Source organism: Bacteroides sp. PHL 2737 (assembly GCF_004115325.2).
GTDB lineage: Bacteria > Bacteroidota > Bacteroidia > Bacteroidales > Bacteroidaceae > Bacteroides > Bacteroides hominis.
Map to the genome: position 1 here is coordinate 392,735 of NZ_CP040630.1, position 20,071 is coordinate 412,805.

The 20,071-nt window shown below is 42.6% G+C and carries 15 protein-coding genes; all 15 read right to left on the reverse strand.

Translation table 11 applies throughout. The annotated features are described in order from the left end of the window. Positions 1 to 14: 14 nt before the first annotated feature. Positions 15 to 1,238 carry a 6-bladed beta-propeller gene (locus tag DBK98_RS01680; protein WP_005811265.1) on the reverse strand — a complete coding sequence of 408 codons (1,224 nt, stop codon included), beginning with the start codon at positions 1,236 to 1,238 and terminating at the stop codon, positions 15 to 17. Between the two features lie 124 nt (positions 1,239 to 1,362). Then, positions 1,363 to 2,511 (reverse strand): 6-bladed beta-propeller, encoded by a 1,149-nt coding sequence (locus DBK98_RS01685; RefSeq protein ID WP_032529767.1) that lies wholly within the window; start codon positions 2,509 to 2,511, stop codon positions 1,363 to 1,365. Positions 2,512 to 2,702: 191 nt separating this feature from the next. Next, positions 2,703 to 3,926, reverse strand: coding sequence for a 6-bladed beta-propeller (locus DBK98_RS01690; protein ID WP_005811267.1), 1,224 nt, complete (start codon positions 3,924 to 3,926; stop codon positions 2,703 to 2,705). Positions 3,927 to 4,288: 362 nt separating this feature from the next. After that, entirely contained in the window at positions 4,289 to 4,537 is a 249-nt protein-coding gene (locus tag DBK98_RS01695; RefSeq protein WP_005811268.1) for a hypothetical protein, read from the reverse strand. A 95-nt stretch (positions 4,538 to 4,632) separates the two neighbouring features. After that, entirely contained in the window at positions 4,633 to 5,934 is a 1,302-nt protein-coding gene (locus tag DBK98_RS01700; protein ID WP_005811269.1) for a 6-bladed beta-propeller, read from the reverse strand. 354 nt (positions 5,935 to 6,288) lie between these two features. Beyond that, the gene (gene mutL / locus DBK98_RS01705; protein WP_032536227.1) at positions 6,289 to 8,169 is read right to left on the reverse strand and encodes a DNA mismatch repair endonuclease MutL; all 1,881 of its coding nucleotides are present in this window, start codon (positions 8,167 to 8,169) and stop codon (positions 6,289 to 6,291) included. Between the two features lie 35 nt (positions 8,170 to 8,204). After that, complete coding sequence (locus tag DBK98_RS01710) at positions 8,205 to 8,501, reverse strand: membrane protein (protein WP_005811271.1); 297 nt, start codon at positions 8,499 to 8,501, stop codon at positions 8,205 to 8,207. A 2-nt stretch (positions 8,502 to 8,503) separates the two neighbouring features. Further along, complete coding sequence (locus DBK98_RS01715) at positions 8,504 to 10,207, reverse strand: OstA-like protein (protein WP_005811272.1); 1,704 nt, start codon at positions 10,205 to 10,207, stop codon at positions 8,504 to 8,506. A 12-nt stretch (positions 10,208 to 10,219) separates the two neighbouring features. Continuing rightward, the gene (locus tag DBK98_RS01720; protein ID WP_005811273.1) at positions 10,220 to 11,590 is read right to left on the reverse strand and encodes a peptidylprolyl isomerase; all 1,371 of its coding nucleotides are present in this window, start codon (positions 11,588 to 11,590) and stop codon (positions 10,220 to 10,222) included. Between the two features lie 9 nt (positions 11,591 to 11,599). After that, positions 11,600 to 12,442, reverse strand: coding sequence for a peptidylprolyl isomerase (locus DBK98_RS01725; protein ID WP_005811274.1), 843 nt, complete (start codon positions 12,440 to 12,442; stop codon positions 11,600 to 11,602). A 56-nt stretch (positions 12,443 to 12,498) separates the two neighbouring features. Continuing rightward, positions 12,499 to 14,052 carry a peptidylprolyl isomerase gene (locus DBK98_RS01730; protein WP_032536228.1) on the reverse strand — a complete coding sequence of 518 codons (1,554 nt, stop codon included), beginning with the start codon at positions 14,050 to 14,052 and terminating at the stop codon, positions 12,499 to 12,501. Positions 14,053 to 14,239: 187 nt separating this feature from the next. Beyond that, positions 14,240 to 15,715 (reverse strand): IMP dehydrogenase, encoded by a 1,476-nt coding sequence (gene guaB / locus DBK98_RS01735; RefSeq protein ID WP_032536229.1) that lies wholly within the window; start codon positions 15,713 to 15,715, stop codon positions 14,240 to 14,242. A gap of 86 nt (positions 15,716 to 15,801) precedes the next feature. Then, positions 15,802 to 17,982 (reverse strand): DNA helicase RecQ, encoded by a 2,181-nt coding sequence (recQ, locus tag DBK98_RS01740; RefSeq protein WP_005811277.1) that lies wholly within the window; start codon positions 17,980 to 17,982, stop codon positions 15,802 to 15,804. 171 nt (positions 17,983 to 18,153) lie between these two features. Next, a complete protein-coding gene (gene clpX / locus DBK98_RS01745; RefSeq protein ID WP_005782309.1) occupies positions 18,154 to 19,401 on the reverse strand; it encodes an ATP-dependent Clp protease ATP-binding subunit ClpX in 1,248 nt (415 codons plus the stop codon). A gap of 2 nt (positions 19,402 to 19,403) precedes the next feature. Continuing rightward, positions 19,404 to 20,066, reverse strand: coding sequence for an ATP-dependent Clp endopeptidase proteolytic subunit ClpP (clpP, locus tag DBK98_RS01750; protein WP_005782306.1), 663 nt, complete (start codon positions 20,064 to 20,066; stop codon positions 19,404 to 19,406). Positions 20,067 to 20,071 lie beyond the last annotated feature (5 nt).

Consider the following 20,071-nt stretch of genomic DNA (forward strand, 5'->3'; position numbering starts at 1 on the left):
TAATTTATAGGTTACTAATAGTTGGATTTAAGTTTCCCAATCATAAGAATGTCATTATCATTTTCGTGCAAACTATTTCTCAAACCAGTGGCTCGCTTACGTATTTCAGGCTTTAAATCAGTTTGGGCAAGAACTTTATCTAAAGCATCCATCAGTTCAAGAGGTTCGTAAGAGATACAGACATAACCGTTGCGCATAGTCAAGAAAGGATAAGAAAGTCCCAAAAAGTCATTTGTAAAACGATCAATGCGCTTCACACTACCATCTTTTTTAGAAACACGAATATTAAATACAGTCATACGAACGGGAGAACCATCTGATGGCACTTTAGCCGGTCCAATAGTTACTCTACTCCAATAATATTCCGGAGTCTCATACAATGACGTTACAATATATTTATCCTCCTGCATTACATTATCCAAAGTAAAACAAGGTTTCAATACATTATTAGCAATATCATAGTGATATAGAGTATCAGGGCGTGTACGCCCGACAACCTGACAAAGGGAAAAAGAATAGCCATCAACATTCCGGGGAGCCAATACTTCATTGCTATAATCCGGCACAATCGCATAATTTACAGCAAATATTTTTTGCAAGATATTCCCCTTAAAATCTTGTACCCAACATAGATTCTTACTGATCGGTGCTTTTGAATTTCCTATATCAGCAAAGGGAAGAACGACCACTACAGCTTTTTCATTTTCCAAATCTATCCAAATGGAACTCTTCGTTATCGTTTCCGGCAATGAAATACTCTCTTTCGATAAAAATCGGCCTTTAAGATCAAAAAATAACATTTTTTGATTCTCGGCAATAGCTATACGTCCCTGCTTTTCATCAAGAAATCTATTCACAGCATATTTGTACTCTCCGGGGCCTTGACCAACTCCACCTATATCAGCCACATATCGTCCCTTACGAGTAAATAATTTTAAAGCAGAAACGCCATCCGGCTCTATTAAGATATAATTGCTTGAAACATCGATACCAAAAGGATAAGTGGCAACCAATGCCTCTTCTCTGCCATCCAACTTAATAATTTCCAATGATTCTATCAAATCAGAAAACAACATTTCCTCACCCTTTATTTTCTCTATCTCCAGTAAATCGACAGCGTAAAAGGCGGAACCTTCTTTTATATCCCTCTCTTGGGGTACAAACAAAGAACATGAGGAAGCAGACATTGCAACCAATAAAAGAAAGAAAAGCGGATATAAAAGGTATCTTGTCTTCATATAAAAATAGATTTTGGCTGAAAGTAAAAAAACTACTTTTCATAAAGCATACTGCAAGATACGAATTATTCGTAGAATGTTATTCTATTAAGGATATGTTAAAAAGCATCTCATTCAAAATTTTTCAGTCTTTCAATTTGTAAATGGCAATAATCGGATTATCATCCTCGTGGACATTTTGTGCTATTTCTTTTAATCTTCCGGAAAGTAGTCCGGCCCCTAATTGCTCTTTCAACCAAAAAGGTTGATATAAAGTGGCAATTTCATTCTTTCCACCGGTATTTATCAATTGTATAAGCTTTCCGCCTGACTGTCCGTCACACATAACTCCTCTATATATCTTTTGCTTTTTCTTATCAATAAAATAAGACTTGGCGGGGGGAGTATTCTCGAAAATTACAACATTAGCATAGGCATCTGTTTCGAATATTAAATGTGGACTCGAACAGTCTCCGCACTTGCCAGAACCTACAACATTGTTAGGCGGCAACTGAATATAACGGGGGTCACGTGAATGAGTATTAATAGCAAAAAGTGTATCAGTCAACATAGAGTTAAAAAAAACAGAACTTCCATCCGATCTGGGAGTGGACATAATTCCTAATATCAGACTACTGATTCCACTACGTGCCGGATAGGGCTTGGAAAGGGCTTCTATCATTTTCCCATTCTCCAAAGAAATCAAGAAGAAGCCAGGAACATTCTTATTCGGCACATTAACTGCACAAATTGTCTTCTCGTCCAATAATCCGATCCGCACAGCCCAATTAGGATTCAAAGGTATACTACGCAAAAAGCTACCATCATAAGCATAAATCATCAACGACTGTTTACCACCATCATAAATTATAACTTCTTTCTTTGTACGATTCAGAACCATATCTATCAATGTCACATACTCTTGCGGTCCCTCACCAATCCGTCCGATAGTATTTAGAAATTTTCCATTTCGTCCAAAACGAAATATCTTGTTTAATGAAACTATGAAAACCTCAGTGGCAGTTGCAAGGATGGACTCTACACGAGTATCTGATTTGGGTATCAGACCATCGTCCGGTGTCTCTAAAGGAATGTAATCTACAACTTCAGCAAGAGTATGCACATCAATACTCTTCTTTTCGTAAGACTGATTTTTATCAATATAAAAGACCGTTGGGATTTCTTTTGCTACACTATCTGAACCTTCTTTGAGAGAACGCAAATCTCCTGAGGTTTTTGAGGAACACCCGAATAGAATGAAAAAGCCCAATATGAACACGATTTTAATCATCATACCAATAGATTTAGTTTTAACTAACCGATTATTATAAGATACTACATTCAGTATTTTTATAATAAGAAAGTATTTTGCAATATACGAAATATTTATTTCCGCTCAGTATTTTCATTCAAAAAGATAACATCGTGAAAGACTATACGATAGAATCAAACTTCAGATGATGATAATTTATAGGTCACTAATAGTTATTGTTTCAGTTTTCCAATGATAAGAATGTCATTATCATTTTCGTGCAGACTATTTCGTAAATCGGTGGCCCGTTTACGTACGTCAGGCTCCCAATCTGTTTGGGCAAGAACTTTATCTAAAGCATCCATCAGTCCAAGAGGTTCGTAAGAGATACAGACATAACCGTTCTGCATTACCAAATAAGGATAAGATAAACCTAAAAGAGGATCAGTAAAGCGATCAATGCGCCGTACATTGCCATCTTTTTTCGAAACGCAAACATTAAAGGCTGGTAAACGAACAGAATAAACACTTGAGGAAAGATTATTAGGATATAAAGTGACTTGCGCCCAATAACTCCTTGAAGTTTCATATAAAACAGTGCAAGCACTTTGATTTTCAGAAACAACATGATCTATTGTAAAGCATGGAGTTATTATATTCTTTACTGCATCATAGTGATACAAAGTATCAGGACGAGTACGCAACATGGGGTCTTCAAAAATAGAAAAAGAAATCGCATCCACATTCCGACATGCCACTAAGCCATTACTGTAATCTCCAATTAAACCGTAATGATTTACAGGAATCCGATGCACGATATCACCCTCCCTATTTTGCACCCAGCACACATTGTTACTAATTGCAAAATTGGAGTTCTCATTCTCAGAAAATGGCAAACCCACTACAGTTACATGCTTTTTATCATGGTCCATCCAAATACAAGGCTTATGTACTATTTCCTTAAAATGGATAGCTTCATCTGACAGATAATTCCCCTTCAGGTCATAGGTAAGTATTTTATTTGCTCTTCCTGAACCTAAGTAAATACGTTTTTGCTTTTCATCTATCATACAGGAATGTATCGTTTTGTACTCTCCAGGACCCTGTCCTATACCACCAATATCCGCCACGTATTGACCTTTACGCGTAAATAATTTAACAGGGGATATAGCATCAGGCTTTAACAAAATATAATTGTCCGTCACAAAGATACCAAATGAATAGGTTTTAATAAGTGCCTCATCCTTATTCTCCAACTTAATAATTTCGTATGTCTCCATTAAATCACCCAAAGACATCACTGTCCCTTTTGTCTTCTCTATTATACGCAAATCAACAGAACGAAAGGCGGGATCTTCTATTATATCCCCCTCTTTGGGTACAGATGAAAAGCAGGAAGCAGACATCACAACCGATAAAAGAAAGAGAAGCGGATATAAAAGGTATCTTGTCTTCATATAAAAATAGATTTTGGCTGAAAATAAAAAACTACTTTTCATAAAGCATACTGCAAGATACGAATTATTCGTAGAATATCATTCTTTCAGGGATATGTTTATTAGCACTATTAACAAAATTACCAAAAAGCAAATGGTTCTTCAGAAGTATTAGTAATCAATTATAATGCTTACATTCAGGAATCTTTTCAATCAGCATTATCAAGAATATCTTATTTCCATATATAAGAGATTCTATCTATCACCTATATTTATAGAAAATACAAACACAATACTAAACTATTTCTCACTTTCATAAGAATCACTCAAAAGTAATAAATATGTTCACGTTATAAATGTACCAGTCATCAATACAACGAAATCTACTTTTCTTGTTTCGCAATGATAATTGCCTCCTCATATGCGGTATCTATTTTTTTCTTTATATCATTAATTTTAGGTTCCACGGTATAATCTACACGCACCCCTACTCGTTGGGTAGAAGTAAAATCAAGATAATAGATTCCTATTCCAGAATAGATTGTCCTGACTTCTCCGGGAAATGTAAAAAGTGAAATATTCCCATCTGCCCCTGAAGTGGAATTACCCACAGTTATCGTTCGTGGATTCATCTGTAGGGCATAGTTGCATATTCAGAAAAACTTCGCGTCCATTCATTGACTAAAACTATGATTCTACCTTTAAAATGTTTTTTTCATCACCAATATTATTTTCTCAATTTAAGTAATACTAATATGGGATTATCTTCTTCATCAGCATTTGCTACAATTGCTCTCAGCTTATCTTGCTTTTTTTTGTTCTGAATATCAGGGTGGGCAGCAAAATATTCTTCTGTCAGAATCTCTTTCATATCGGAAGGATTCATGTATGCAAGCCAATAAGTTCCGCTACTACTCACAGATTGGGGATAAAAAGGAAGTCCCCCATCAATATCATTCTCAAAACCTTGGGCTAACGGAGTCCCTCTTTCATTCAAACAGATAGTCATTGGTATTGAAAACCCCTTACCTATGTACTTGTCATAGCAAATAATGTAACACTTTCCCTGGAAACGAATTTCAATAAAAAAGAAACGTTCTGTCTCAAAAGCCTGGTTCATAGAAACATATGAATGATCAAAACTACTTCCACCACCTTGCGACCAAATTTTACTTATATCAGGACGATGAGAGCCATAATTCAAGAAATAACGTGGAACGAATTGCTTATTCCGGATAGTATAAACTGTATCCGAGGGGGCACCTCCACTGTGAGTTAATAAAACTACATCCTTATAGATACTTATACCGGGTTGTGAAATACCGGATTCAAGTCCTTCCAAATCTCCATACGGTTCTATCGGGTTAGCTGTTTGCAAGGAAGTACGTCGACAAAGGCTGTCTAAAAGTACATATCCATAGAATAAACGCTTTTCCTTTCTCACTCGCAATGCACGGGATGTATATGGTATCCCTATCCCCCAAAGAGCATGATCATAATAAAAAATAGTCTCGGTAAACAAATCGATACCCATAGGAGAAGATTCACGAATCACATGTCCATTGTAATCATACGTAATTACATTGTGTTTATAAACTGTCTTAATATAAATCAGCTTATCCTCGCTGTTTACACTAATATTGGCAATCTGTTTGTACTCTCCGGGACCCTGCCCTATTCGTCCGATCTGATTCACAAAATGGCCTAACGTATCTACTGTAAACGCATAAAAGGGATCATTCAGAATAAATAAGCAACTTTGTTCATCGTACTCCAAGCCACTTAAATAGCGTATATAGATATCTTCGCTTTGATTTTTTATAGGAATATAGAAAACATCTTCCACAAAGGAACTCAATTTTATGCTTAATGACTGGTTACGCATACAGGCCTCCAGATCAATAGTAAGCGGATAGTCTACTTCTTCAGAGGAAGTTATTTCTTCATTAAAAACAATTTCTTGTCTTTTAGGAGAAGAACAGGAAAGTAGAAGAAAAAAATAGAAAATAAAACTATATCTTATCTTCATATAAAATAGATTTTAGTTTAAAGCAAAATGCATACTGTTCAAGAAGCATATCGCAATATACGAATTATTCGTAGAATGTCATTCTTTTAGGGATATGTTTATCAGCACTATTAACAAGATTTTCAGGTGATGAATGGGGTACGAGGTTATTAATTTCTTATATGTACGTGTAGTTAATATCCTTCCTGCACGAGTTAACTTTATTTGCTCGTACAGGGAGGATACTAATAGAGTATTCTACTGGTTATTAACCTATTAGAAAGGAGATGCAATAAACAGATAAAATCTGTCGATCGTGTGAGATAGAATGGAACTGACGTAATACTTACTCTGATAAGTACAGAAGAATGATGATCACCGGAAAAGTTTATCGATCTCTTCTTCTTTTATGGTAGTCAATACCACACGACCATCCGGCGTATAGTTAGGCGAAGGACAGGCAAACAGATTATCGACCAAACTGACCATCTCTTCATTACTCAGCACCTGCCCATAGACAATGGCAGCCGCGCGGGCAAGGGTCAACGCAAGGATATCCTGAATTTCTTCTTTGACATCGTTGCCTTTCTCCATAGCGGTATGCAACATGCTGCGCACCAAATCGACCGGATTCAGTCCGTCGATGCCTGAAGGTACTCCGTTAATGGCATAACTGCCTCCACCAAGATCGCTGAGATCGAAACCTACCGCAGATAAATCGTCCATAATGTCTTGCAATACGGCTGCCTCAGAAGCCGGAAGTTGCAGAATTTCGGGGAAGAGAACGCCTTGTGAGAATCCCTGCTTCTGCTGAATCTGGGCACGATAACGGTCAAAGAGCACCCGAACATGGGCCCGGTGCTGATCGATCAGCATCAATCCGGACTTTACAGAAGTAAGAATGAAACGTCCCTTAAACTGCAAGTGCTGGGTTCCCTTCTCCATTATGGCCGACTCATCGGCATAAAGAGTTGCAGGAGCGGCTGTAACAATACTTTCCTCTTCAATTACCGCAAATTCTTCCGGTTCGGGATCGGGTTCGGCGAAAGGCTGATTCATCTTACTGGCTTTCTCAAGACCACCGTACAAATCTTCCCAGTCCACTTTCGGACGGGAGTAATTGCCACCGCCGGAAGAGGGCACCGAAGGTTTGAATGGATTGAAATCGGAGTTGAAATGCACCTTAGGAGGCTCAGGAGGCAAGTTCTGTTCAAATGCAGGGATATCGGGCATGTCTTCCGTATCGAAATCGATAGAAGGGACGGCATTGAACTTGCCCAATGACTCTTTTACCGAGGCAGAAAGAATCTGCCAGATAGCCTGTTCGTTCTCAAATTTGATCTCTGTTTTGGTAGGATGGATATTGACATCGATGTTGGCAGGATCGACTTCAAAATAGATGAAATAAGAAATCTGTTCGCCTGCGGGAATCAACTGTTCGTAAGCATCCATCACCGCTTTATGGAAGTAAGGATGACGCATGTAACGGCCATTCACAAAGAAATACTGATGGGCACCTTTCTTACGGGCTGTTTCGGGCTTGGCCACATAACCTGAAACCTTCACCATCGTAGTGTTCACTTCCACACTGAGCAATTGCTGATTGAGCTTCTTACCAAAAATAGAAAGAATACGTTGCCGCAAATGGCAGGCGGGAAGATTGAACAGTTCGGAGTCATTGCTATACAGTGAGAAAGCAACCTCAGGATGTACCAGGGCAATACGTTCAAATTCGGCCAGAATATTACTCAACTCGGTAGAGTTGGCCTTCAGGAACTTACGCCGGGCAGGAATATTGAAAAAAAGGTTCTTAATGGAAAAGTTGCTTCCTTTGGGACAAGACACTGCTTCCTGACTCTCCACTTTGGAGCCCGCAATGATAATCCTGGTCCCTAACTCTTCGGATTCGGGACGAGTCTTCAGCTCTACCTGAGCAACGGCGGCAATGGAAGCCAGCGCTTCACCACGAAAGCCCATCGTGCGAAGGGCAAACAGATCGGATGCCTCGCGGATCTTTGAGGTGGCATGCCGCTCGAAAGAGAGGCGTGCATCGGTTTCGGACATTCCCTTACCATCATCAATCACCTGTATACAGGTCTTACCTGCATCGGTAACCAATACATGAATATTTTGTGCCTCAGCATCGATGGCATTCTCGACTAACTCTTTGATGACAGATGCCGGACGTTGTATCACCTCTCCGGCAGCTATCTGGTTGGCAACCGAATCGGGTAATAAATGAATGATATCGCTCATAATAGATTTAGCTTTGACTGATTAATTTATAGGACTTAAAAAGACCAGCTACCGGTCTGCAAATAATGCCATAGAAAAATAAGCAAGGCAATGATAGCCAGAATGACACCCAAATGAGCAGGCTTACGCCCACTCTCCTTACGACGCTTCAGATGTGTGGTGCCTTCGATGAACTTTCCGCGAATATCTTCCGGAGAAAATTCTTTTTCGGGTAACATTCCCAAATCACGCTTGGCATCTTCTTCCATTTTCGTCAATTTTTCTTTCCGCTCGTCCACATAGATATATTGATGATTGAATCCACGCGGCTTTCGTACATTGAATATTCCCATAGCTATTTCATATTAATTATTTCACGTTTAGGACCACTGATGACCTTGCGCTCTGTTTTACGTAAAGCCTCACCTGCCTTTTTCCCTCTCCAGTTGAAAATGTCTTCCTTATTCAAGGGACGGACATAATCAAACCAACTGAAAGTGGGCAATTTCATTTTGTCGGGTGGAATCTGATCCATTGGATAAAGTGTTCCATTCGATTTGGGACTCATGACCATTTTCTGCATTTTCCGGTCTTTGAGATACATATTCAACAGACTGGTTTCGGAGGTATTCATACCAATCATAGTGCTATCTTGCTCCTGAGGATAATATACTACAAGGACATTCCCTATCACATCTATTTTGCGTGCCTCACCCTCGGCAAAGTATGCCTTGATCTCTTTTCCTGAGATCTGATTAAAATGAATGGAGTCTTTCTGTTCCACCGTGAGCGCCTGATTGATGATATGAGCCCAATCAATCGTACTGTCGTTCATATATACCTTAACCTCTTCTCCCAGCAGTTGTTGCCCTTCGTTCCAAATAATAGGATCGCGATACATAGTGAGGCAAGAGTCTTTCGTATTAAAGACCAAAGAATCACAAACGCCTTGCAGATCAGCGCTGTACATACGTACCTTATGAAAAGCGCGCATCTCACGGAAAAGGGAGTCGGTGTCGAGATTATAGCTATTCATCAGTAACGTATCGGCATGCATAAAGAGGCTGTCACCCCGTGAATAATCCACGGCAACAGCTCGCTTGGTGGCAAGAGCATTCTGCTTCAACTCGTCATAATAACAATAATCACCGGTAAGCATGTTCTTATTGACAGTGTCGTTCATCTGGACATTATCGAACGCCTCACCATAACCCGCTTTACGGTCATAGAAAAGGCTGTCACCGGTCAACTTCTTACCTTCATTGGTCAAAACCGAACGGTCGAGCAGTTCGGCTTGTCCGGAAACGGTATTGTAAATGCCCCACTCGGAATAGATATGGTTCTGATCGCTGACAATATTGGAGGGTCCCAGAATGGTAGCAATCTTAGTATTCGTACTATACTTCAGGGTGTCGGAAGTAAGCACGAAACGGGGATTCACGAGCTTGACATCATGGTTGAAAACAGAAAGTTTAGTGGCAGGACTGTACTCACCCCAGTCGGAAGTCAACACATTTTCTTCATCCATCAACGTACCCCCATCAAAATAGTAACCCAAATTGTACAAACGGTCATAATTCAGGCTGTCTGTCAACAAGGTAGTATTCCGGTTGATCATTTTCACATTCTCGCGCAGTTGCGCTATCTGAGTCATGCCGTCATAAAACAAATAGTCACCATAGATGAAAAGAGTATCTCCCTGCTCCATACGCACATTGCTGAATGCTTCGAATGAATTCGTTTTTTCGTAAATCAGGGCACTGTCACAATACATATACATGCTGTCGTGACGCAACTTAACCGAACCAATCAGCACCTGAACATCAGGACGCGCCAGTTTATCGGCTTGCCCCCGATCGGCATGGAGCAAATCGACACGGGTCTTTTTATTTCCCGTTGGCTTTTCCGGTTCAGCCTTCTTCTCCTGTTGTGGCTTCTTGTCATGCTGCGGTTTCTTGTCCTGGGCCACCAGAAAACATACGGCAAGCAGGCATAGAATACCCGCTAAGAGAAATCTATGCCTGCCGTGGAATTTATGTTCTTTGTTTAATCTAAACATATCAAATCAGGATCAGTCTTTTTTAATCCAGCCCGGATATTTAAAGTCACAACGCTGCCATGCCGGATTAATACGCACATACGTATGTTTTTGTTTTTCAACAATCCATTTTTGCAACGCCTCTTCACGACGTTTGTCGAGCACAATTTCTTTCAGGTTCTGGTAGTCATCGGTGATAGTGGCTTTGTGTCCATTGATGCGTGCCTTCAGCTTAACAATAGCACAAACTTCCTTACCATCTTTGGGGTTGACCATAGTGAAGGCTTTGGAGATCTCACCGATATTCATCTTATCTACCACTTTAGCTATCTCCTGCGGCAAATCCTGCATCTCGAATTTAGCAGTCTGATTCATCGGATTCTGCATCAGACCGTGATTGTTGCGTGTGTCTTTATCCTGAGACAAAGCAGCGGCTGCCTGATCGAATGTAAACTTATCGCTACGAATATCGTTGGCTATGGAATCAAGACGTGCATTGGCTTCATTCAACTCCTTATCCGATACTTTGGGCTTCAACAGGATATGACGGGTATTGATACGGTCGCCACGTTTCTCGATCAACTGGATGATATGGAAACCATACTCGGACTCTACGATCTTAGATATCTTCTTAGTGTCCTGCAAGTTGAAAGCGACATTAGCGTATTCGGGCACCATCTGGCCTTTACCCATAAAACCGGTTTCACCACCTTTGATGGCAGAACCGCGGTCCTCGGAATACAACAGGGCAAGTGTAGAAAAATCACTTTCGCCCTTATTGATACGGTCGGTATATTCACGCAAGCGTCTTTTCACATCCTCTATTTCAGAGATGGGCACTTTAGGTTGCTGTGTGATGATCTGCACCTCTACCTGAGTAGGGACATAAGGGATACTGTCCTGAGGAAGATCCTTAAAGTAGCGGCGCACTTCGGCCGGAGTCACTTTGATATCACCTACCAGCTTCTGCTGCATTCTCTGTACAATCAATCCGTCACGGGCATTCTCGCGCATGGCTTCGCGGATCTGCGTAGAAGTCTTGTTAAACTCAGCTTCCATCCTTTCTCTGCTACCCAAAGCCTGAATATAGTTATTGATCTGATAATCGACACGCTGTATCACTTCTGATTCAGGAACTTCGATACTATCGAGCACAGCCTGGTGCATATAAAGTTTCTGTACCGCCAACTCTTCGGGAATCACACAATAAGGATCACCATCAAACTTACGCCCCTCATACAAAGCGGCCAGTCGTGCTTCTTCCACATCGGACTTCAGGATAGCTTCGTCACCAACGACCCAAACCACTTCGTCAATCACATTGTCCTGCGCATAGGATGCCACGTTAGCAACCAGTGCCAGGGCAAACATAACAACAAATTTAAAGTTCACAAACTTCTTCATTCTGTGTATTTAATAATTTATAATCTTCTTTCTTTTTACTGCACGTTCGTACAAGTCGTCCTTTACTTGTTTCATAAAATCAACCCGCTTGATATTGACAAGCATATCTTTAACTTTCGGTTGGGCAAACTCGTAAGGTTCCTGTTCGCCTGCCACACGAAAATCGCTGATATTCAGAAAATAGTAGAATGCCGTATCTTTCAGTTCGATATGACGGTTCTTATCCATATAGGCTTCCGGGGATTCCGCTTTCAACGGGATCATATCAAGTACATCGGCTACCCGCACCCATTTATCATAAAAATACTCATACTTCACAGCATTCTGCAAACTATACTTCTCCAAATGCTCAACGGCATCCTGAGTCTCCGTCTTATACCACTTACGGACATTTCCCAGTTGGGGAGCGGTAAGGGGAACCTTGATAAACAGACCTTTCATCAACGGACGGTCCAGTTTAAACAGTTCTTTATTCTTTTCGTAATAGTCTGCTATTTCCTGTTCGGGGATCTCGCCCGACAATTTCTGGCTGATTAGTTCTTGTTGATAAGTATGCATGATCAATGCTTTCCGGTAATTTGCGACCAACTTATCGATTTCGCCGTTGTCGGGGATATTGCTTTGCGCCTGGTTAAACAACAAAACATCTTCAACCCAGCTACGAATGTAGTGCTCGGCGAAAAGAAGACTGTCATCTTTCGACAAACCGGCGGGGAACACGGCCTGAAGGTCCTCTTTGTACAAAAAGTTTCCATCGACCTCTACCAAAGGAGTCTGTCCTTTGTGATCATGCTTGTCAGTACACGACACACAGAAAAGGAGAGAGATTAGCAGAAGGCCCGTTTTTCGCATTGTCAACTGAATTATACTTAATTTAAGGTACGAAGATAATACAATAATTCGTTGCTTCAGTGATTATTAACCGTTTTTAAAACCTCTTGGTTAATTTCAACCTTAGCAGAAGCCCTGAGACGCTCTGCCCAAAGTGCATCCAGATGATTCTGATAATCTTCGATCAAACGGGAAACAATCTCTTTGTAGGACTCCGGACCTTTCTTTTTCTCACCCAAAACAACGGTAAAAGGATAGGACTTTAATGGTTCGAAGTCTCCTTTTTTAAACACTAACTTATCGACAAAAACATTGTCACCTTCGGCAAAGGTCCCTTGTTCTATCCGGATGACAGCCGGTGAAGCAGAGGTATTAAATGTCAGGCGAATGGCATCTTTCCACTCTTCTTCCGGAAGTTTTTTCAGAAATTTACGGGCGCTCTTCAGCGTTTTCTTATGGGTTCCGTGCAACACCGCACCTCTGTAGCGGGGTGAATCCCAGTTGTAATCGGTCCGGTGCTCCTTGAAGAAGTTCTTCAGTGCAACAGAATCTGCCAGGCTGACCTGATGGGTTTCCCGGCGGGTAATAGCGGCCAACAGCAAATGATCACGATGTTCTTGCAGTGTCCTGCGGAACTCAGGATGTTTCTGCTCAAGGCGACTGTTCTCATAATCGAGAATTGATTTTACCACAAAAGCATCCAACTGCCTCTTTGTCCCCATGGGATGGGCAGCGGCAAACCGTTCAAAGTCCTTCCCTGTAAAGTTTTTACCGTCCAGCGTAAAAAGAGTACGAGAGGTCTTGCCTTGAGAAAGCAACTCTTCCATCGCCGCTTTGTCCGGAGTATACCGATAGCTCTCCTTCAGTTTGTTTACCCGAATTTCGGTTCCTTTATCCGCACCCGGACGATGGGACAGTTTACGGATTAGCCTGTCCCGTATCTGTTCAAATGGAGGGAGTTCGCGTCTGCCCGTCACTTTAACGATATGAAGTCCTTTAGGAGTAAAAAACGGCTGGGAATATTCGCCATCCTTCAAAGAGAAAGCGACCTCCTCAAATTCCTGTGGTGTCTGCAACCAACTGATCCAGGATTCTGCCTTATCATCAGAATATTGGTCTACCAGAGTCTTGAAATCGGCATCGGGATTTGTCTTCAATACATTGTAAAGAGAGTCCATTAAAGCCTGCGCCTCCCGCAAATGATGGGGCAGGGCCGTCTGGGGAAGATAACGGAAAATATGCATAACCCGGACCTCGCCGGCTATGGAGCGGCTCTTCATCTGATCGTAAAGCTTTCTGGCACAGGCTTCCTCTGCAGACGAATCTGTAAGATAGGATTTAGATAATGAACGATGGTAGTTGTCCATCTCCGCACGAAAGGCAGAGAGAGTATCCAACCCGGCTCTCTGTGCCGCATGCAGTTTCAACTTCTTATCGACAAAGAGATCAACACAAACCTTCAAGGCTTCTTTCCCGGATACTCCCGAAGGCTTATTCCGATGATAGAAAGACTCAAACTCCGAGCGGGAAATGTCTTGTCCATTGATCCGCATCAACACAGGATCTTGCCGGGCATAGCCGGCAATAAACCCAAACAAACAGGTCAGTGCACCAACCAGAATCTTCTTCATACCATTCTACGTTGAGATATTCATATCGGAATAAAATAAATCGAGTTCACTACAAAGGACACGGATTAACACAGATTGATAATTTATCTCATTGATATTGAAGATTAAAAAGTTCTGTGTTAATCCGTGTAATCTGTGGTGGAACAGCAACCAGACGGCAACGGCCAAACGACCGATAAACAGGCTGTTATTCCGGACGACTGTAATTAGGCGATTCGCTTGTAATCGTCACATCGTGCGGATGGCTTTCCATTACTCCGGCATTGGTGATGCGAGTAAACTTGGCATCATGCAGTTTCTCGATATCAGGAGCACCGCAATATCCCATACCGGCACGCAAACCACCGGTCAGCAGATAAATCACTTCATATAAAGTTCCTTTATAAGGCACACGGGCAGCAATGCCTTCCGGAACCAACTTCTTCACATCCATCTCGCCACTTTGGAAATAGCGGTCTTTCGAACCATTTTCCATCGCTTCGAGAGAACCCATACCACGGTATGACTTAAACTTACGTCCATTGAAGATAATCGTCTCGCCCGGACTTTCTTCTGTACCGGCAACCAATGAACCGATCATCACACAGTATCCTCCGGCAGCCAGAGCTTTCACCACATCACCCGAATAGCGGAGTCCGCCATCGGCAATCAAAGGGATACCTGTACCTTTCAAGGCTTTGGCTACATCATAAACAGCCGAAAGTTGCGGTACGCCTACACCGGCAACCACACGTGTCGTACAAATGGAACCCGGGCCGATACCTACTTTTACACCGTCAGCCCCGGCTTCCACCAAGGCCTTGGCTGCATCGCCCGTAGCAATGTTACCAACCACAATATCAATATTGGGATAACGTTTTTTCGCTTCGCGCAAGGTGTCGATCACTCCCTTTGAGTGTCCGTGAGCCGTATCGATCACGATGGCATCCGCACCGGCATCCACCAACGCCTGCATACGGTCGAAAGTGTCGGCAGTCACACCTACACCGGCAGCTACACGCAGACGGCCTTTCGAATCTTTGCAAGCCATAGGTTTATCTTTGGCTTTTGTAATATCTTTGTAAGTAACCAGCCCGATCAGTTTTCCTTCTTTATCGACTACCGGCAGCTTCTCAATCTTATGGTGTTGCAGAATTTGCGCAGCTGCTTCCAGATCGGTAGACTGATTGGTGGTAACCAGATTTTCTTTTGTCATCACCTCGTCGATACGTTTATCCATGTTACGTTCGAAACGAAGGTCACGATTCGTTACAATACCAACCAAATATCTATTGTCATCCACTACCGGAATGCCGCCGATCTTGTATTCGGACATCAGGGCGAGAGCATCACGTACGGTAGACCCTTGCTTAATAGTGACAGGATCGTAAATCATACCGTTCTCGGCACGCTTCACAGTAGCCACCTGCTTAGCCTGTTCCTTAATGGACATATTCTTATGGATCACGCCAATTCCCCCTTCGCGCGCAATGGCAATGGCCATCTTGGCTTCGGTAACCGTGTCCATGGCGGCAGTTACAAACGGAATCTTTAACTCAATGTTTTTTGAAAACTTTGTCGAGAGATCGACAGTGCGTGGTAAAACTTCAGAATAAGCGGGGATCAACAATACGTCGTCATAAGTTAATCCATCCATTACAATCTTATCGGCAATAAATGACATAGGGCTATGCGTTTAAAAATTATTGCGTGCAAATATACAGTTTTTATTCAAGACTGCATAAGTGCACGCAAGTTTTTTTCGCTTTTTTAATTAGCCATTTCGGAGATAAACTTGATACGAACCAGACGGACTTCTTCTTCGGTAAATTCGTCCCCGAGTTCATCAAGAGCGTCGTCAATCTTATCTGTTGTCGACTCTTTGAAGTAATCGTAGATGTCGAGCATGTGATCTTCGTCCATGATCTCATCCAGGAAGTAGTCGATATTCAACTTAGTACCCGAATAAACGATCGCTTCCACTTCATCCAGCAATTCGCTGAACTCAATGCCCTTGGAAAGCGCGATATCATCCAGAGCCACTTTACGGTCGATGGCTTGAATAATGGCCACTTTCATCTTCGACTTGTTGGCGACAGTGCGTACCCGTAAGTCCTCCGGACGTTCAATCTCATTCTCTTCGCAGTGTCTCTTAATCAGCTTGCAGAATTCTTCGCCGTAACGTTTGGCTTTTCCGGCACCTACGCCCGGGATATTCTGAAGTTCTTCGAGCGTCACAGGATAGATAGTAGCCATCGCTTCAAGAGAGGGATCCTGGAAAATCACGTAAGGAGGCACTTCCAGTTTCTTCGATAACTTTTTCCGGAGATCTTTCAGCATAGAATAAAGAACCGGATCGACTGCACACGAACCTCCACCTCTTGCCGGTGTTTCTTCTTCCACTTCTTCAAAGTCATTGTCCTCGGTAATCTTGAATGACTTGGGATGTTTAAGGAATTTCTTTCCTGCATCGGTCACTTTCAGCAAACCGTAGTTTTCTACATCCTTACTCAGATAACCGGCTATCAACGCCTGACGAATCACGGCATTCCAGGTTTTGTCTTCTTCTCCCATTCCTGATCCGAACACTTCCAGATCTTCATGTAAGTGTGCCTGAACTTCAGACGTTTCGCGTCCCTGCAGGACATCAATAATATAATCTGCCTTAAAATTTTCTTTTACCGCTATGATTGTTTCGATCACAGCACACAATAATTCTTGAGCCTCCACTTGTTTTTTAGGGTTTAAACAGTTGTCACAATTTCCACAATTTTCTTCCGTGTACTCTTCGCCGAAATAATGTAGTAATGTCTTACGGCGGCAAACGGAAGATTCAGCATACGCAGCAGTTTCCAACAGAAGCTGCTTGCCAATTTCTTGTTCTGCCACAGGTTTGCCTTGCATGAACTTCTCGAGTTTCTGCAAGTCTTTGTTTGTATAAAAGGTAATGCACTGGCCTTCTCCGCCATCTCTTCCGGCGCGGCCTGTTTCCTGGTAATACCCCTCCAGGCTCTTTGGTATATCATAGTGGATGACGTATCGCACATCGGGCTTATCAATTCCCATTCCAAATGCGATAGTAGCTACAATTACGTCGATCTTTTCCATCAGGAAATTGTCCTGATTCTGCGTTCGCGTTGCCGAATCCATACCTGCATGATAAGCACGGGCATTGATCCCGTTGGCTTGAAGTATCTCAGCAAGCTCTTCTACCTTCTTCCGGCTCAGGCAATAAATGATGCCCGATTTTTCCGGATTGTTCTTGATGAACTTTATGATGTCCTTATCTACATTCTGAGTTTTAGGACGTACCTCGTAATACAGATTCGGACGGTTGAACGAAGACTTGAAGACGTGTGCATCCACCATTCCCAAGTTCTTCTGAATATCGTGCTGCACCTTCGGCGTGGCCGTTGCGGTCAGCGCAATAAGAGGTGCTTTTCCTATTTCATTAATAATCGGACGTATCCTGCGATATTCCGGGCGGAAGTCGTGTCCCCATTCGGAAATACAATGTGCTTCGTCGACAGCATAGAATGAAATCTTTACTGACCGCAGAAACTCCACATTCTCTTCTTTCGTCAACGACTCGGGAGCAACGTATAACAGTTTTGTTTTTCCGGCAAGAATGTCAGACCTCACCTGATCAATCGCACCCTTGTTCAAAGAAGAATTAATGAAATGAGCCACACCGTCTTCTTCACTGAAGTTGCGCATCGCATCTACCTGATTCTTCATCAGCGCGATCAGCGGAGAAATCACAATGGCCGTACCTTCCATTAATAAAGAAGGCAACTGATAGCACAGAGATTTTCCACCGCCGGTAGGCATCAGCACAAAGGTATCATTACCATCAAGCAAATTCTGGATGATCGGCTCCTGGTTCCCCTTGAAATTATCAAATCCGAAATACTTTTTCAGTTGGTCTGTCAAATTAATCTTCCCTGCCATCTTAATATAGGTTGTTTTATTCAGTTCATGGTTTAACTTAAAAACACTCGCTTTGCTTGGAAAGCGCTCTAACAAAGTTATAAACAACTTCTTAAATATCAAGCATAATCAGACTAATATTTTTCAAGAAAAAACGGAACTCACCTCCATTATTGCCCTTACCTTTTGATTTTAAGCAGTTTGCAATCTCGCAAGATTTGCTTTTTCGAGCTGATGCTTCGCATAATCCAGTGTCACTTCATATTCTTTCTGGTTTTCAGAAGGAATCTCGAACATGACATCCATCATAATTGTCTCCACGATAGAGCGCAATCCGCGGGCACCCAGTTTATACTCCACTGCCTTGTCGACGATATATTCGAAGACTTCGGGCTGGAAGGTCAACTGCACACCATCCATTTCGAACAACTTGATGTATTGTTTGATAATGGAATTCTTGGGTTCGGTCAGAATGGCACGAAGTGCATTCCGGTCGAGCGGGTTCAGATAGGTCAGCACCGGCAAACGGCCGATAATCTCCGGAATCAGTCCGAATGACTTCAAATCCTGCGGTGCGATGTATTGCATCATGTTGTTTTTGTCGATAGTAGCCGTCTTACGGGAAGCATTGTATCCCACGACATGGGTGTTGAGACGCTGGGCAATCTTTTTCTCGATGCCGTCAAACGCTCCTCCACAGATGAAAAGGATGTTTTTCGTGTTTACGGGAATCATCTTCTGGTCGGGATGCTTACGTCCTCCCTGAGGCGGGACGTTGACCACAGAGCCTTCGAGCAGTTTAAGCAATCCCTGCTGTACGCCTTCACCGCTGACATCACGCGTGATGGAGGGGTTGTCTCCCTTACGGGCAATCTTGTCTATCTCGTCGATGAAGACAATGCCTTGTTCTGCCTCGGGCACATTGTAATCGGCCACCTGAAGCAGACGGGTGAGGATACTCTCGATATCTTCGCCTACATAACCGGCTTCGGTCAGCACGGTCGCATCCACTATCGTAAAGGGTACATGCAACAGTTTGGCTATGGTACGCGCCAAAAGGGTTTTACCGGTTCCGGTGCTGCCCACCATAATGATGTTCGACTTTTCAATCTCCACATCATCACCGCTGTCTTTCTGCAACAGACGTTTGTAGTGGTTATATACCGATACGGCAAGAAAACGTTTGGCATCGTCCTGGCCAATCACGTACTGGTCGAGGAAATTCTTTATTTCTACCGGTTTGGGTAGTTCCTTTAAATTGAGTCGGGTAGCTCCCGCGCTCTGTTTGCCGGCTCCCATGGCTTCCTGAGTAATCTCATAAGCCTGGGTCGCACAGCTGTCGCAAATGTAGCCGTTCATCCCTGTAATCAGGAATCCGACTTCATTCTCCGAACGGCCGCAAAAGCTACACCTTTTTTTATTATTCTTTGATTCAGCCATGTTTATTTCTTAATCAACACTTCGTCAATCATACCATATTCTTTTGCTTCCTGGGCGGTCATCCAGTAATCACGGTCCGAATCGGCCCATACCTTGTCAAAAGAAGTACCCGAATGATCGGCAATAATGGTATAAAGTTCTTTCTTTAATTTTTGTATTTCGCGGGCAGTGATTTCAATATCCGAGGCTTGTCCCTGCGCGCCACCCATCGGCTGATGAATCATCACACGTGAGTGAGGCAGCGCCGAACGTTTGCCTTTGGCACCGGCCACCAACAGTACAGAAGCCATAGAAGCTGCCATACCGGTACAGATTGTAGCCACATCACTCGAGATGAACTGCATCGTATCATAAATACCCAGCCCGGCATAAACCGATCCGCCCGGAGAGTTGATATAGATTGAGATATCTTTACCCGGATCTACCGAATCAAGATACAGCAACTGTGCTTGCAGCGTATTGGCCGTATAGTCATCAATCTGTGTACCGAGGAAGATAATGCGGTCCATCATCAGACGTGAGAACACGTCGAGCTGAGTGACATTCAGTTGTCTTTCTTCCAGAATATAGGGATTCAAATACCCGGCTTGCGATTTAATCACATCGTCCAGCACCATTGCATTCATACCTAAATGCTTGGTTGCGTATTTTCTAAAATCATCCATTGTTT